Source organism: Changpingibacter yushuensis (genome assembly GCF_014041995.1).
Classification (GTDB): domain Bacteria; phylum Actinomycetota; class Actinomycetes; order Actinomycetales; family Actinomycetaceae; genus Changpingibacter; species Changpingibacter yushuensis.
Genome location: NZ_CP059492.1, coordinates 1,395,625 through 1,412,352, shown reverse-complemented (window position 1 = coordinate 1,412,352; position 16,728 = coordinate 1,395,625). Strand labels below are relative to the sequence as shown.

12 protein-coding genes are annotated in these 16,728 nt (G+C 56.8%); 3 read left to right on the top strand and 9 right to left on the bottom strand.

Annotated elements, in window-relative coordinates; all coding sequences use genetic code 11:
• Positions 1-132 precede the first annotated feature (132 nt).
• From tkt to H2O17_RS06130, 3 genes are all read left to right on the top strand, one after another.
• Positions 133-2,208, top strand: coding sequence for a transketolase (gene tkt, locus H2O17_RS06140; protein WP_182048888.1), 2,076 nt, complete (start codon positions 133-135; stop codon positions 2,206-2,208).
• Positions 2,209-2,368: 160 nt separating this feature from the next.
• Positions 2,369-3,880 carry a glucose-6-phosphate dehydrogenase gene (gene zwf / locus H2O17_RS06135; protein ID WP_182048887.1) on the top strand — a complete coding sequence of 504 codons (1,512 nt, stop codon included), beginning with the start codon at positions 2,369-2,371 and terminating at the stop codon, positions 3,878-3,880.
• A gap of 9 nt (positions 3,881-3,889) precedes the next feature.
• Positions 3,890-4,822: a glucose-6-phosphate dehydrogenase assembly protein OpcA gene (locus H2O17_RS06130; RefSeq protein ID WP_182048886.1), complete on the top strand. Its 933-nt coding sequence runs from the start codon at positions 3,890-3,892 to the stop codon at positions 4,820-4,822.
• A 193-nt stretch (positions 4,823-5,015) separates the two neighbouring features.
• Here H2O17_RS06130 and secG read toward each other — a convergent pair whose 3' ends face one another.
• The 9 genes from secG to uvrA form a co-directional block, all read right to left on the bottom strand.
• Positions 5,016-5,258, bottom strand: coding sequence for a preprotein translocase subunit SecG (gene secG, locus H2O17_RS06125; RefSeq protein WP_182048885.1), 243 nt, complete (start codon positions 5,256-5,258; stop codon positions 5,016-5,018).
• Positions 5,259-5,363: 105 nt separating this feature from the next.
• Positions 5,364-6,140: a triose-phosphate isomerase gene (gene tpiA, locus H2O17_RS06120; protein ID WP_182048884.1), complete on the bottom strand. Its 777-nt coding sequence runs from the start codon at positions 6,138-6,140 to the stop codon at positions 5,364-5,366.
• Between the two features lies 1 nt (position 6,141).
• Positions 6,142-7,335: a phosphoglycerate kinase gene (locus H2O17_RS06115; protein WP_182048883.1), complete on the bottom strand. Its 1,194-nt coding sequence runs from the start codon at positions 7,333-7,335 to the stop codon at positions 6,142-6,144.
• Positions 7,336-7,408: 73 nt separating this feature from the next.
• Positions 7,409-8,413: a type I glyceraldehyde-3-phosphate dehydrogenase gene (gene gap, locus H2O17_RS06110; RefSeq protein WP_182048882.1), complete on the bottom strand. Its 1,005-nt coding sequence runs from the start codon at positions 8,411-8,413 to the stop codon at positions 7,409-7,411.
• Positions 8,414-8,914: 501 nt separating this feature from the next.
• Positions 8,915-9,898: a DNA-binding protein WhiA gene (gene whiA, locus H2O17_RS06105; protein WP_182048881.1), complete on the bottom strand. Its 984-nt coding sequence runs from the start codon at positions 9,896-9,898 to the stop codon at positions 8,915-8,917.
• Between the two features lie 69 nt (positions 9,899-9,967).
• Complete coding sequence (locus H2O17_RS06100) at positions 9,968-10,882, bottom strand: gluconeogenesis factor YvcK family protein (protein ID WP_246311170.1); 915 nt, start codon at positions 10,880-10,882, stop codon at positions 9,968-9,970.
• A gap of 28 nt (positions 10,883-10,910) precedes the next feature.
• On the bottom strand, positions 10,911-11,855 hold the full coding sequence (gene rapZ, locus H2O17_RS06095; protein ID WP_182048879.1) for an RNase adapter RapZ: 945 nt from the start codon (positions 11,853-11,855) through the stop codon (positions 10,911-10,913).
• A gap of 8 nt (positions 11,856-11,863) precedes the next feature.
• On the bottom strand, positions 11,864-13,879 hold the full coding sequence (uvrC, locus tag H2O17_RS06090; RefSeq protein ID WP_182048878.1) for an excinuclease ABC subunit UvrC: 2,016 nt from the start codon (positions 13,877-13,879) through the stop codon (positions 11,864-11,866).
• Positions 13,880-13,881: 2 nt separating this feature from the next.
• The gene (gene uvrA / locus H2O17_RS06085; protein ID WP_223149239.1) at positions 13,882-16,728 is read right to left on the bottom strand and encodes an excinuclease ABC subunit UvrA; all 2,847 of its coding nucleotides are present in this window, start codon (positions 16,726-16,728) and stop codon (positions 13,882-13,884) included.

Genomic DNA, 16,728 nt, shown 5'->3' with positions numbered 1-16,728 from the left:
GAAATGTCAGGTGACAAACCGTGCGACCCATTTCACAAAGACGTTCGTGCGACACGATGCGATCATTGTCACGGTAAACTTTGGAACAGTGAGTCCAGAAGGGCTGAGACTCGAACATCAAAAGGAGTTGCAATGGCGGAGCTTTCATGGACTGAACTCGACCAGCGGGCTGTAGATACAGGCCGTGCCTTGGCAGCAGATGCTGTTGAGAAGGTCGGTAATGGCCATCCAGGTACGGCGATCTCGCTATCCCCGATGGCTTACCTGCTCTTCCAGAAGGTATTGCGCCACGATCCAGCGGATCCGCAGTGGCTCGGTCGTGACCGGTTCGTGCTTTCCATCGGGCACTCCTCCATTACCCTGTACAACCAGCTTTATCTGGCTGGCTATGGTCTGGAGCTTGAGGATCTCGAATCGCTGCGTACGTGGGGTTCACTCACTCCCGGGCATCCTGAGTATGGCCACACCAAGGGCGTTGAGATGACAACTGGACCGTTGGGTCAGGGACTCTCCTCCGCAGTTGGTATGGCTATGGCGTCTCGCCGCGAACGTGGCCTCCTAGATCCAGAGGCTCCTGAGGGCACTTCCCCATTCGATCACTTCATTTATGCAGTAGTTGGTGAAGGCTGCCTAGAAGAGGGCGTTACTTCAGAGGCAAGTTCGTTGGCCGGCACTCAACAGCTTGGCAACCTCGTTGTCATCTGGGACGACAACCGCATCTCTATTGAGGGCCACACTGACATCGCATTCAGCGAAGACGTCTTGGCTCGCTACGCCGCCTACGGTTGGCACACCCAGCATGTTGACTGGCGGCAGCCTGATGGCGGCTACCACGAGGACGTCACTGCTCTCTACTCCGCTATTCAGGCCGCTCAAGCAGAGACCAACCGCCCATCCATCATTCGTCTCTCCACCGTCATGGCTTGGTCCACACCCACCAAGTTTGATACTGGAGCTGCTCACGGATCTGCGCTGGGCGCTCCGGAGATTGCAGGCATGAAGAAGACTCTGGGTCTAGATCCAGAGAAGAGCTTCGATGTGGCACCCGAAGTCATTGAGCACACTCGGTCGCAGGCGCGAAACAACGCCGATGCGGCGCGCAAGGAATGGGATGCACAGATTGAAGCATGGCGCTCAGCACAGCCTGATCGCGCAGCTCTGCTTGACCGGCTAGTCGCCAAGGAGCTGCCTGAAGGTTGGCAGGATGCGCTTCCCACGTTTGAAACCGGAACATCTATTGCAACTCGCGCTGCCTCGGGTCAGGTACTGAGCGCTCTTGCACCGGTACTTCCTGAGCTGTGGGGCGGTTCTGCAGATCTGGCTGGCTCCAATAACACGACGATGAAGGGCGAACCTTCATTCCTTCCCGATTCAGTGAAATCGGCTGAATGGCCTGGAGGCAAGTACGGGCGCACGCTTCACTTCGGTGTTCGTGAGCACTCCATGGGATCGATCGTCAATGGCATCACGCTGCATGGCCTAACCCGCGTATATGGCGGCACGTTCTTCGTCTTCTCTGACTACATGCGTCCAGCCGTTCGCCTCGCAGCAGTCATGAACATCCCTTCGGTTTACGTGTGGACACACGATTCCATTGGCGTTGGAGAGGATGGCCCCACCCACCAGCCAATCGAGCATCTGTGGTCCTACCGCGCGATTCCCAACCTCTCTATCGTTCGTCCAGCTGATGCGAATGAGACGGCGGCGTCGTGGCAGGGCATCTTGGAGCGTAATGAAGGTGGCCCAGCTGGCATCATTCTCTCTCGCCAGAATCTGCCAGTCCTCGAAGGCACAACCACTGATGGCGTTTTGCGCGGCGGTTATGTGTTGGCGGATTCTCCCACAGGCACGGTGGACGTTCAGCTCTTGGCAACCGGCTCCGAAGTGCAGCTGGCTGTCGCAGCGCAAGAGTCACTTGCTGCCGAAGGCATTGGCGCACGCGTGATCTCACTTCCCTGCCTCGAGTGGTTTGCGGAGCAGGATCCTGAATACCGAGCAAGTGTTCTTCTTCCGGACGTGAAGGCCCGTGTTTCCGTTGAAGCAGGATCAACCTTTGGATGGGCCAGCTGGGTTGGCGATTCTGGCCGCAGTGTTGGGATCGACCATTACGGCGCCTCTGCAGCCGGTGGCCTGTTGTTCGAGAAGTTCGGCATCACAGCTGACGCAGTAGTCGATGCCGCCAAGGATTCGCTATCAGCGTCGAAGTAAGTTCTAGCCTTCGCTGAAGAATCAGCGGAATCTAGCCAGATTGACCTTCTGAGTGCGTCGCTTCACAGTTTCAGGCTGTGAAGCGACGCACTATTGTATAGAGAGCGCGACCCGGGGGGGCCGAGCCTTCATTTTCTTCGATACGAGCCGGGTGCTTCTTATGACACAGAATCCTCTTCGGGCACGGCCTGATTCCCGTTTACAGCGCATCGCAGGGCCCTGTGGGATTGTCTTGTTTGGTATCACGGGAGACCTTTCCAAGAGAAAGATCCTGCCGGCACTCTACGACCTGGCCAACCGCGGCCTTCTGCCGCCGTCGTTCTCCATCATTGGTGTGGCACGCAATCCACGCGCTGATCTTATGGACACTATCGAGAAATCGATCCGTGATGGGGCAAAGACTCGAGTACAGAACACTACGCTCAACCAAGTGCTTTCTGGCGTCACGATCGTCACTGGTCAGTACGACGACGACGCCACGTATGCGTCATTGGGTGAGGCTATGGCCCATGCTGATACGACTCGGGGCACAGCGGGGAACTTCGCCTTCTATCTCGCGATTCCACCCGAATTATTCCCCACTGTTCTTGGCGGTTTGGGGAGGTCAAATCTCCATAAAGGTGGCGAAAACACGTGGCGCAGAGCGGTTATCGAAAAACCATTTGGCCATGATCTTGCTTCGGCTCAGGCGCTTAATGAAGTGGTCACAAGCGTCTTTGAGCCGAGCCAAGTTTTTCGGATCGATCATTACCTTGGCAAGGAAACTGTGCAGAACATCTTGGCGTTGCGTTTTGCCAATGAACTGTACGAACCCGTATGGAACTCAAGTCATGTTGATCATGTACAGATCACTATGGCTGAGGATATTGGGATTGGTAGCCGGTCAGGTTACTACGATGGGATTGGCGCCGCGCGCGACGTCATTCAGAACCACCTTTTGCAGCTTCTAGCCCTTACAGCTATGGAAGAACCCACTTCCTTCAGTGCGGACGCGCTACGAATCGAGAAGGAGAAGGTTCTCGAGGCTACTCACCTCTACGGCTCAGTGGAAGACTCCACCGTTCGGGCCCAGTATGACGCTGGTTGGCAGGGTGGCGAATGGGTGAACTCCTATCACGGGGAAGCGGGAATACCGCAGGATTCCACAACCGACACCTATGCTGCACTCAAGCTCGGTATTGAGACCCGGCGGTGGTCGGGCGTCCCGTTCTATCTGCGCGCAGGAAAGCGGCTTGGACGGCGAGTTTCGGAGATTGCAGTGGTGTTCAAGTATCCGCCGTTCCTACCTTTTGATTCGCGCGAGGGATTGGGCCACAACACGCTAGTAATTCGCGTACAGCCCAATGAAGGCTTGACTTTCAAGTTGGGTTCTAAGGTCCCTGGTTCGTCGATGAGGCTCCGTGACACAACCATGGACTTTGCTTATGGTCACGCTTTTACCGAGTACTCTCCCGAGGCCTACGAACGTTTGATTCTGGACGTGCTTCTGGGCGAGCCGCCTTTGTTCCCACAGCAACGCGAAATCGAATTGTCATGGAACATATTGGATCAAGCTGAAGAGTATTGGGATAAGTCGCCTGAAACGCTTGCAACCTATGCCCCAGGGAGTTGGGGTCCCGCCGAATCCAATGCAATGTTGGCACGCGACGGCCACGTGTGGCGCCGTCCTTAAGGAGTTGCAATGAAAATCAAGATGAATAACACGTTCTCTGCGGCAGTAGCTCGGCGCCTCGACGAGCTTCGCGATACCACTGGAGCCGTCACCTTAGGGCGTGTCCTTACCCTCATTATTGTGGCTCGCAATGAAGATGGCGTGACTGACGGAATTGAAGCGGCTGCAGGTGCCTCACGCGCACACCCATGCCGCATGGTGATCGTTCTTCCAACTGAGAGCGAATCCCCTCAGCTTGACGCTGAGATCCGGGTGGGTGCGGAAGTTGGCCTTTCGGAAATCGCAATCCTCCGCGCCCGCGGCGCCGCGGGAGATAATCTCGAGACACTGGTTAGCCCCCTTCTTCTCCCAGATACGCCAATCGTGACGTGGTGGGTGCAAGATGCACCGCAATGCCCATCGTGTGCCACAGTTGGTTCCATTTCCAGCCGCCGCATTACCACGGCACGCGAACTGGGCGACCCCGTGAAGTACCTAGCAACGCTTCGTGACCACTACCATTCAGGAGATACTGACCTCTCCTGGGCTGGTGTTACCTTGTGGCGCAACAGCTTGGCCGCCATGTTGGATGAGCCGCCGTACGAACCCGTCACTTCTGGGGAGGTTCGTGGTTCGTTGGCTCACCCCTCCACCTTCCTCTTGGCAGGTTGGCTGGCTCTTCGTCTCGGCGTGCCGATTGATGTTGTTGGCGGACCAAACTTCGGAATTGACGGAGTGACTCTCCATCGTCAGTCAGGTGACGTCGAACTCGATCGACCTGTAGATTCAGGCTATGGCGATATGAAGCGTCCGGGGCGTCAGACCCAGCGCGTGAATCTGCCCATGCGCAGCCTCGAGGCAATGCTCATAGAGGAGCTTCGCGAAGCAACTCAGGACACCGCCTATGCAGAAGTCCTCCAAGATGGTCTCGCATTGTTGGATATTGCCGGTTTCAAAGCCTAGGCAAGGAGGTGGCATACCCTAGCGTGAGGGAACCACATCGTGTGGCACAAGCCCAACGCGATGCCCAGGGCATGCCCTAGCGCGAGGGAGCCACAGTAAGGTGCCAAGGGCTAAGCAATGTGGGTGTTGTCTGATCATCGATCAGACAACACCCACATATGCCAAGCTTATTGAAGTGGTCCTACAGCACAGATCACCCGAACTTGGTGATCAGCCCAATCAGGATCACCACAACGGCCCAGGTGAGGGCCACAATGACCGTGATCCGGTTGAGGTTGCGAGCAGCAACGCCCGAGGAACGCATGGACGTAGAGATACCTCCACCGAACATGTCAGAAATACCGCCACCGCGGCCTTTGTGAAGCAAAATCGACAAGATGAGCAAGAAGCTCGTGATGACGAGCAAGACTTCGCAGACAATCAGCAGTACGGACACGCCCGTATTCCTTCCCTCGGCCGGGGAATCCGGCCTGACCTCGATAAGTTTAGCCAAAACGCGCGGACATTCGCATCTTGAATGCCCGCGCGTTCTGAGTCTCGGCTACTTCAGATAAGTAACGATCTTCGTGAACTCATCCGCCTTTAGGGATGCGCCACCAACAAGAGCACCATCTACGTCAGGCTTCGCCATGATCTCACGCACGTTGCTGGACTTGACGGAGCCACCATACTGGATGCGTACAGCCTCAGCCACAGGGCCGTCGAAGAGCTCGCTGATGCGGTTGCGAATTGCTCCGCACACCTCTTGTGCGTCCTCAGGGGTTGCCACTTCGCCAGTGCCAATAGCCCAGATGGGCTCATAGGCGATAACCGACTTGGCAACTTCTTCAGCCGTCAGGTTAGCGAGCATTGCATCGATCTGACCAAGAACGTAGGAGACATGCTCCCCGGCCTTGCGGATCTCGAGTGCCTCACCACAGCACATGATCGGAGTCATGCCCGCGTCAAGCACCTTCTTAGCCTTCTGGCCTACCAGTTCGTTGCTTTCGTTGTGGTATTCGCGCCGCTCGGAGTGCCCGACCACAACGTAGGTAACGCCAAGCTTGTTCAGCATGCCGGTGGAGATCTCACCGGTGTAGGCTCCTTCGTCATGAATGGAGACATCCTGTGCACCGTAGCGAATGGAGAGCTCATCGCTCTCAACCAGCGACTGAACGGTACGAATATCGGTAAATGGAGGAACCACCACGACCTCAACCTGTGAGTAATCGTGTGCGGCATCCTTGAGGTTCCAGGCCAAGCTCTGGACAAGGTGAGCTGCCTCAAGGTGATCGAGGTTCATCTTCCAGTTGCCAGCCATGATTGGTGTGCGTGCCATGTCAGTCCTCCAGAACTGCAATACCCGGTAGAACCTTGCCCTCGAGGAACTCAAGAGAAGCGCCACCACCAGTGGAAATATGAGAGAACTTCGATTCATCGAAGCCCAAGTTACGAACAGCAGCCGCGGAATCGCCGCCGCCAACGATGGAGAAGCCTTCGCCATCCTGCATAGCCTGCGCAATGGCCTTGGTGCCATTCGCGAAAGCTTCGAACTCAAACACACCAACTGGTCCGTTCCAGACAATCGTCTTGGAATCGGAGATCGCGTCAGCATATGCAGCGGAGGTCTCTGGACCAATGTCGAGGCCCATCTGGTCGGATGGGATCGCGTCCGCTGCGACGACAGTCGCGGGAGCGTCGGCGGCAAACTTTGGAGCGATAACGACGTCCGTTGGGAGCATCAGGGAAACTCCCTTTGCTGCTGCCTTTGCAAGGTAACCAGCTGCGGCATCAACCTGATCGGCTTCGAGGAGTGAGGTTCCGATTTCGTAACCCTGTGCCTTGAGGAAGGTGTACGCCATGCCACCACCGATGAGAAGGCGATCGGCGACTTCGATGAGGTTATCGATGACCCCGAGCTTGTCTGAAACCTTGGAGCCGCCAAGCACCACGGTGTAGGGACGCTCAGGGTTCTGGGTTGCGCGTGAAAGAGAGTCAATCTCCTTGAAAACCAATTCGCCCGCGGCCGAGGGAAGAAGCTTTGCGATGTCATACACCGAAGCCTGCTTGCGGTGTACCACACCGAAGCCGTCGGATACGAAGGCATCGGCAAGAGCTGCGTATTCCTGTGCTAGGGATTCGCGATCTGCGTCAACTTTCGAATCCTCGCGTGCATCAAAACGCACGTTCTCAAGTAATACGGCTTGGCCGTTCTTCAATGCCGCGATCTTTGCCTTGGCATCTTCGCCAACGGTGTCCGATGCCAGAGCGACATCCTCGCCGAGCAGCTCAGAGAGACGTGCCGCAACAGGGGCAAGCGAGAAGTCAGGATTGACCTTGCCCTTCGGACGGCCCAAGTGTGCTGCAACAGCTACCTTGGCGCCGGCTGCGAGCAGACGCTTCAGAGTTGGAAGGGCGGCGCGGATACGGCCGTCATCAGTAATGTTGCGGTCAGCGTCGAGCGGAACATTGAAGTCCGAACGTACAAAAACCGTCTTTCCGGCGAGATCGCCGAGAGAGTCAATGGTTCTCATGTGTGTTCCTTTCTGCGTGCAAATGCCCGCACACGCACGCGGCATGTACGGGCATCTGCATTGCTTACAAAGCTCAGAGCTTTTCGGCGACCAGTTCGGTCAAGTCAACGAGGCGGTTGGAGTAACCCCATTCGTTGTCGTACCAAGAAAGCACCTTAACGAGGCGGCCGACGACCTTGGTCTCGGTTGCATCGAAGATGCTGGAGTGCGGATCGCCCTGGATGTCGGTGGAGACAATCGGATCCTCGGTGTAAGCAAGGATGCCCTTGAGGGGGCCTTCTGCAGCCTTCTTGACTGCAGCCTGGATCTCAGCGACGGTGACGTCCTTCGAGGCCTCAAATGTGAGGTCAGTCAGGGAGCCGGTTGGAGTTGGGACGCGGACGGCCAGACCGTCAAACTTGCCCTTGAGCTCCGGAATCACCAATGCGACGGCCTGAGCGGCGCCGGTCTTGGTGGGAATCATGTTGAGAGCGGCTGCGCGTGCACGGCGAAGATCGCTGTGAGGAGCATCCTGCAGGCGCTGATCGCCAGTGTATGCGTGGATGGTGGTCATGATGCCGCGCTCAATGCCGAATTCGTCATTGAGAACCTTCGCCAACGGTGCAAGGCAGTTAGTGGTGCAGGAAGCGTTCGAGATGATGTCGTGCTTCGAGGAATCGTAGTCGCCCTCATTTACACCAATAACGAAGGTGCCATCCTCATTCTTGGCCGGAGCCGAGATGATGACCTTCTTGGCGCCAGCTTCGATGTGAGCCTTAGCCTTTGTTGCGTCCGTGAAGAAGCCTGTGGACTCTACGACGATGTCAACATCGAGTTCGCCCCATGGCAGGTTAGCTGGATCGCGCTCCGCGAGAACCTTGATGACGGAGCCATCAACGGTGATCGAGCTTTCATCGTAAGTCACTTCGCCGGGGAAGCGACCAAGGATCGAGTCATACTTGAGCAGATGGGCGAGAGTCTTGGTGTCGGTGAGGTCGTTAACGGCCACAACGTCCAGGTCAGCACCCTGCTCCTTCAGAGCACGGAAAAAATTGCGCCCGATGCGGCCGAAGCCGTTGATACCAACGCGAATGGTCACTCTATTCCTCCTCGTGTGCGGAACTGCACACATCCATGTCCACGGACGTTTTCTCGCATCCGTGCGTGCCGGACCATCTTGTCCGATCGACAGTAGCTAGTTTACCCGCTTCTTGGTCAGAATAAGAGGACGAGATGCCCAGCGACGTTATGTGATTCTTACTTGGTAAAGGTTCAAAGGGCGCCAGCGTGCGAAAAGTCCCAGTCTCGATTCGCTGTCAGCGATAGAGCTCCTTGAAATAGCAGGGAATTCTCTGGTTTCGACGGGGTCCATATTCGCCAAAGAGTTCACCTCACCTGTGTTCACAGCGTTGGCGATACCCTCGCATGAGCTACTGGAGTCGCTTCACCGTGTCCAAATCGTGAGCCAGTTGGGGCGTACACATATCTTTGAGGCTTCCTCCGCACCCGCACCGACCTCATCACGGCACTCTCTTCGCTCAGGCAAAGCGTTCGACGTCGCCGCCTCTGGCCCAGCTGGTGGTACGTGGCGGATGGCTAGCTATTGGTGGTGCTTTTCGGCAGACTCCACGTAATCTGTGGTGGACATGATTCCTAGTTCCGCCGCACGCTTGTCAGCCATCGTGTTGAGACGGCGCAACCGGCCGGCCACTGCGTCCTTTGTGGCAGGAGGCGTCATTCGTTCTCCCAAGAGGTTCAACGAATCCTCCGGGTACTTCATTCTGAACTCACCAGCTTGACGCAAGTTCTCTGGGGCGTCATCACCCAGAATCTCGAACGCACGCTTGACTCGAATCACCGCAACTACAGCGGCATCTGCGGAACGGCGCATATTGGCGTCGTCGAAGTTTGCGAGCCTGTTGGCCGACCCATGAACCTCGCGTTCAACCCTGAGTTCTTCCCAGCGCAGCACGGCATCATTGGCACCCATGCGCGTCAGCATCTCGCTGATTGCATCACCTTCGCGGATGTCCACACGATGAGCGCCCCGCGATTCACGTGACCGATATGGAATCTCCATGCGCCGCGCTAACCCACCAAGTGCGTAGGCCGATTCAAGCCCTGGGCAAACTACTTCCAAGGCCGCGTTACGGCCGGGTTCCATTAATGAACCGCGGGCTAAGAACGCGCCGCGCCAAGCCGCGGCAGCATCCGCACGCGAGCCTCCCACAATCGAAGGCGGCAATCCTCGCACCGGGCGTCCGTGACTATCTAGCAGGCCAAGCCGCCGTGCAATCCGCTCGCCATCGCGTGAGATGCGGACGATGTAGTGATTGCCCTGACGCATTGCGGAGCTCACAGCCATGAGTTCTGACTCCACATTGAAGACTTGGCGAACAAGCTCCCACAAATGGCGTGCGCTACCCGCATGGCCGAGTTCGGCCTGAATCGCCACTTTGCCGGAGTTGATCTGGAGGCCACCTGCAAACCTAAACATGGTTGAGACCTCAGCAATAACGCTGGGTAGCATCCGGGTGTGGACCGTGGTTAGCTCATCTTTGACTGACTGGGTCAGAGCAGGCATGAATTAAGGCCTCTTCCTCACATATCGGAGCTGTGACATTGGGGCCCCTTAGGGCCGTAGTCCGTGAGTCTATCCCACGCACTCAAAAGCGTCGCGGAACGCGGCGGCCAGAAGAAGGTGATCGTGGCGGGGCGAACCGTCATTCATTCTAACGTGCCTCAACATGAGTGTGGCTCCGCATTCGGCTGCTGCAAGCTCTGCTTCGCTCACATCGTCAATGGAGGAAGGATCTGCCAGAATCACGTCGAGGTGCAAGTCAGGAGCGTGAGCTCGGAAGGATCGAATATGGTCAGCAGAACTCAATCCCAACGTCTCCTTTTCAGCTTTTAGATTGAGCACAAGCATGCGGCGCGCGTTGGTCTCGCACAGCCCACGATGGAGATCAGGAACCATCAGGTGTGGAATCACAGATGTATACCAAGAACCGGGACCCATAATGGCCCAATCGGCAGCTCCGATCGCGCCGAGCACCTCCGGACCTGCTGGAGGATCCGCAGGGATGAGGCTCACGTGATCCACATGTCCCTTCGTCAAAGCAACGTCTACCTGTCCACGAACGGTCCGCGGATGACCGTCAATGCGAACTTGGGCTTCGATGTCCAAAGGCACCGGGGACATCGGCAGCACCCGTCCACGGATGCGCAACAGTTGCCCCACCCAGTCCAGCGCGGGAACTGATCCATCCAGCTTCTCCCACAGCGCCACGATAAGAAGGTTCCCTAGTGCGTGCCCGTCCAGTGGACCATCGGACGTAAAGCGATGCTGCAACACATCACGCCACGTTCTCCCCCATTCGCTGTTCTCACAGAGAGCCGAAAGCGCCATGCGCAAATCGCCTGGCGGAAGTACACCGAACTCGGTGCGCAGACGGCCGGAGGAACCGCCGTCGTCGGCAACTGTGACAACTGCCGTGATGTTCTCTGTCACTAGCTTGAGGGCAGACAACGTGGCATACAAACCGTGCCCACCGCCAAGTGCAACCACGTGCGGATTGAACTCAGGTGTGTTCAACCTACTCGCGCCCCAAGTCGCGGTGAAGTGTGCGTACTGCCAGCCCACGTGCCCGCAGCGAAGCCGAGATTGCCTCTGCTATTGCCACCGAACGATGCTTTCCGCCAGTGCACCCAACGGCAATCGTGACAAATGGCTTCAACTCATGTGCGTATCCCTCAAGGATTCCGCCGATGAGATTGGAATAGTTGTGCACGAAGTCCTCTGCGCCCGGTTGAGAGAGCACGTACGCAGCAACGGCTTGATCGTGGCCTGTCAGATGCCGCAGTTCAGTGACCCAGTAAGGGTTGGGTAAGAAACGCACGTCAACCACGTTGTCCGCATCCATTGGCAGGCCGTACTTGAACCCAAAGGACATAACGGTTACGCGCACATCAGTCTGGGCTTCGCCAGCAATCTGCGTGTGTATTTCACGGGCCAAATCATGGACGGAATAGTTGGAGGTATCGATTATGACGTCCGCGCGTTCTTTGACAGCGCGGAGCAGCTCGCGCTCTGCGTTAATCCCATCGAGCAACCGGCCGTCGCCTTGCAACGGGTGAGGGCGGCGAACAGACTCATACCGCTTTACCAACTCGTCGTCGTTACATTCTAGGAACAAGACGCGGTAGAGAATCGCGCCGCTCTCGCGAAGCGAATCGAGAGTTGAGATGAGATCGCTGAAGTCTTTGGAACGCACATCAACAACCACCGCAAGTCGCGATACACCACCTTCAGCCGAAACCATACCGGTGAGTGGGCGCAGAAGCCCCGCCGGCAAGTTGTCCACCACATACCAGTTGAGATCTTCCAAGGTTGCAGCAGCGCGGGACCTGCCCGCACCAGACATGCCGGTGATGATGAGGATCTCTGGCGGATCGGCATGGGGAAGGACTGCTTGTTCATCCATCGTTGGAATCACCGCAGGAAATGAACCCGTGGCGCTCAGTTCGTTGCTGTCACTCATACTTGCCATCATGCCACATCCGTTGGTTTGCCTTCGGAGAGACCGACGACGATAGCGCGAGCAAGTGCAGGGCCGATACCAGGTGCCGCAGTCAGCTCTTCTTCATTGGCGGCACGAATGCGCGCCACAGACCCAAAATGCTTAAGCAGCGTCTTTTGCTTGGCCGGTCCGAGCCCGGGAACGCCATCTAGGGCGGACCGAGTCATTGCCTGCCCACGCTTCTTTCGGTGGAATGTGATTGCAAAACGGTGCGATTCATCGCGCAGCTGTTGCAGGAGCCGGAGGGCCGGTGAGGTGCGCGGAAAAATCACGGGAAACTCCTCCCCCGGAATCCAAACTTCCTCCAAACGCTTGGCGAGCCCAACTATCTGGATATCCGCACCGAGTTCGTTTACCACCTTCTGCGCAGCGTTGACTTGTGGAAGGCCGCCGTCTACCACAAGCAGGTCAGGACGGTAGGCAAACCGCCGCGGGCGTCCTGCTACCTCTCCCGAGCCCTCCAATGCTTCATCGGTCGGCTCATCTTCCGCGCCGCCGGCGTCATCACCGGCGGCACCAGACATAAGGCGTGAAAGCCTGCGGCGCAACACTTCATCCATGGCGGCCGTATCATCTGGCACTCCGTTGCCGTCAGGACCACGCACGATGAAGTGGCGATAATCAGCCTTCTTAGCCAGCCCGTCTTCAAACACAACCATGGATCCGACCTGCTGTTGCCCTTGCGTATGCGAGATGTCGTAGCACTCGATACGCAAAGGAGAACGATCCAGATCGAGCCCTTCACGAAGCTCATCGAGCGCCTGGGACCGAACAGTGATATCGGAGGCTCGAGCCAACTTGTGCCGAGCAAGTGCCTGCGAAGCGTTGTCGTGAACCGTTGCGGCCAGTTTGGCTTTGTCACCGCGTTGAGGTGCCTTGAGTTTGACTGGGCGCCCTCCCCGGCGCTCTGTTAGCCACTCTTCGATCTGTTCCACGTCATCAGGCTTCTCAGGAACCCAGATTTCACCGGGTATGGACCCCACGGGGGTGTGCTTTCGGTCATCCACACTGGTGGAGTTGGCGCGCATAACTGGCGACGAATCGTACTGAGAATCGCCGTACACCTGAACTAGGAGTTCCTCAACAAGGTCCTTGGTAGTGAGCCCACCGATCTCCTCACTCACCCACCCACGCTGGCCACGAATCCGGCCGCCGCGCACGTAGAACACCTGCACAGAGACTTCAAGTTCATCGGCCTCCAAGCCGAAGATATCTGCGTCAAGATTCTCTTCGAACACCACCACATTGCGCTGAGATGCCATCTCAAGTGCCGCAACCTGATCACGCAAACGCGCTGCGCGTTCGAACTCCTCTGCCTGGGCTGCCTCAAGCATCTCGCGTTTACGCAATGCGATCGCTTTGGTGGTATCCCCATCCATGAAGTCGACAAGTCCAGCCACCACCGCGTCATGTTGCTCTTTGTTCACACGCCCAACGCATGGCGCCACGCATTTGCCGATATACCCCAGCAGGCACGGCCGCCCGGCACGCTCGGCTTGGTTGAACTGACCCTTTGTACATGAACGCATAGGGAAGGCTGTCAGTACATCATCGAGAGTCTCACGGATAGCCCAGACCTTTGTATATGGCCCGAAATAGCGCACACCGCTGCGGTGCTTCTGACGCGTAATCCACACCCGCGGGAACTCCTCATTCAATGAGACCGCCAAATACGGATAGGACTTGTTATCGCGAAACACCACATTGAAGCGCGGCTCAAACTCTTTGATCCATGAGTACTCAAGGGTTAAGGCTTCAATCTCTGAACCAACAACCACCCACTCCACACGGCTTGCGGTGTGAACCATCTGGCGAATGCGACTCGAAAGCCCCATCTCATCCTGGAAGTAGTTCGCCAGTCTCGAACGAAGGCTCTTGGCCTTGCCTACGTAGAGAACTCGGCCTTCCTCGTCACGAAACCGGTACACTCCCGGCTGCGCCGGAATGGTGCCCGCTGGTGGCCGGTAGCTCGCAGGATCTGCCATTGTTACCTCGCCAGAAGCGGGGCAAGGAACTGCCCCGTGTACGATTCGTTCACCTGCGCAACATGTTCAGGAGTGCCCTCAGCCACAACTGTTCCTCCTCCGGCGCCACCCTCGGGGCCCATGTCGATAATCCAGTCTGCGCACTTAATAACGTCAAGGTTGTGCTCGATGACGATCACCGTGTTGCCTTTATCTACCAAAGACTGGAGAACCTCAAGCAGCTTACGGATGTCCTCAAAGTGCAGTCCGGTGGTGGGCTCATCCAGAATGTAAACGGTTCTACCCGATGAGCGCCGGTGCAGTTCGGAAGCCAACTTGACACGTTGGGCCTCGCCACCCGAAAGCGTGGTTGCGGCCTGCCCAAGTTGCACATATCCAAGCCCAACAGATTCAAGAGTTGCGAGGAAACGAGTGATGGACTGAATCGGTTCGAAGAACTCGCGTGCTTCATGGATATTCATATGAAGGACGTCAGAGACAGACTTCCCGCGATACTTCACCTCGAGGGTCTCACGGTTGTACCGCGCCCCATGGCAAACCTCGCACGGAACGTACACATCTGGCAAGAAGTTCATCTCGATCTTGATCGTGCCATCGCCCTTACAAGACTCGCACCGCCCACCCTTGACGTTGAACGAGAATCGCCCGGGACCGTAACCACGGACTTTTGCTTCCTGCGTTTGAGCAAAAAGGGAACGGATCTTGTCCCACACACCCGTGTATGTGGCGGGATTCGATCGCGGAGTTCTCCCGATAGGCGACTGGTCCACATGAACGACTTTGTCGAGTTCTTCGATCCCGGTAACAGATTTGTGGCGTCCGGGAACCGTGTGCGCGCGATTGAGCTGGTTTGCCAGAGACTGATACAGAATCTGGTTAACCAACGTGGATTTGCCAGAACCGGAGACACCTGAAACGGCCACAAAGCATGCCCGTGGGAACTTCACAGTGACGTTCTGCAGGTTGTTTTCGCGGGCACCCGCAACCTTGATCTGCAGGTTGCGATCGATCGGACGGCGCTCGGCAGGCACCATGATCTTTCGCTTTCCAGAAAGGTACTGGCCCGTGATCGAACGCTCGGCCTTTTCAAGACCAGCCACAGGTCCGGAGTACACGACCTCGCCTCCCAGTTCACCGGCGCCCGGGCCAATATCCACCACCCAATCCGCAGTTCGGATCGTATCCTCATCATGTTCGACCACAATGAGTGTGTTTCCGAGGTCGCGTAGCTTTGTAAGAGTGGCGATGAGGCGTTCGTTGTCGCGCTGATGCAAACCAATAGAAGGTTCATCAAGTACGTACAGAACGCCGACGAGCCCTGAACCTATCTGAGTTGCGAGGCGGATGCGTTGTGCTTCGCCTCCCGAGAGTGATGCTGCGCCACGAGCCAGCGATAAGTAGTTGAGGCCCACATCAACGAGGAAACCGAGCCGAAGGCGGATCTCTTTGAGGACTTGCGCGGCGATTGCTGCTTGACGTGCGTTCAGCGTGACGCTGTCAAGAAAGCTCTTTGCATCCGAAATGGAGAGCTGGCACAGATCATTGATGTTAAGGCCATCAATGCGCACAGCAAGCACTTCCGGCCGCAGCCGGGCTCCCCCGCAGGTGCTACACGGCACATTACGCATGTAGCCTTCGTAGCGTTCTTTGGACCAATCCGATTCGGTTTCATCGTGCTTGCGCATGACATATGAGAGAGCTCCCTCAAACCCAGTGGCGTAAATGCGTTCTCTACCCCACCTGTTCCGATATGTCACCTTCACCTTGTAGTCCCGACCCCGCAAGATGGCATCGCGGAACTTCTTTGGGAGCTTCTTCCACGGCGTATCAACATCGAAGCCGAGTTCTTCGCCAAGCGCCTCAAGTTGCCGGGTGAAGAAGTCTTGATGACTGGTCCACGGAGCAATCGCGCCTTCACGAAGAGTGAGCGTCTCATCTGGGACCACAAGCTCCGCGTCCACTTCGAGCTTGGAACCCAGCCCATCACAGTCCGGGCAAGCACCATATGGAGCATTGAATGAGAACGTTCTGGGTTCGATTTCTTCAAGCGCAAGAGGATGATCATTGGGGCAAGACCGCTTCTCCGAATAGCGCCTCTGACGCCCGGGATCATCATCATCCAGATCCACGAACTCGAGAACAACAATTCCGTCCGCCAAACGTAGCGCCGTCTCAATAGAGTCGGTCAAACGCGTACGAATCCCGTCCTTTGCCACAAGACGATCAACGACGACGTCGATGTTGTGGCGCAGCTTCTTTTCAAGTTTAGGAGGATCATCGAGACGCACGACCTCGCCGTCGACCCTAGCTCGTGTGAACCCTTGCGCCGCGAGTTCGACAAACACGTCTTGATACTCGCCCTTGCGGCCACGAAGAACCGGAGCCAGAATCTGGAACCGAGTTCCTTCTTCGAGCTTCTCGACTCTATCCACAATCTGCTCTGCACTCTGGGCCTGAATGGCTTCGCCACACACCGGGCAGTACTGAACGCCAGCCCTCGCGAACAGCAATCGCAAATAGTCATAGACCTCGGTCACTGTTCCCACAGTCGACCGAGGGTTGCGGTTAGTGGACTTCTGATCGATTGAAACGGCCGGCGAAAGGCCTTCGATGAAGTCCACATCAGGCTTGTCCATCTGACCGAGGAACTGCCGCGCATATGAGCTGAGTGACTCCACGTACCGGCGTTGACCTTCGGCGAAAATCGTGTCAAATGCTAGGGAGGATTTGCCTGATCCGGATAGACCGGTAAAGACGATCAGTTCGTCACGCGGGATGTCGATGGAAACATTCTGAAGATTGTGTTCCCGGGCGCCTTGAATATGGATGTGGTCACTCACGTGGGACAT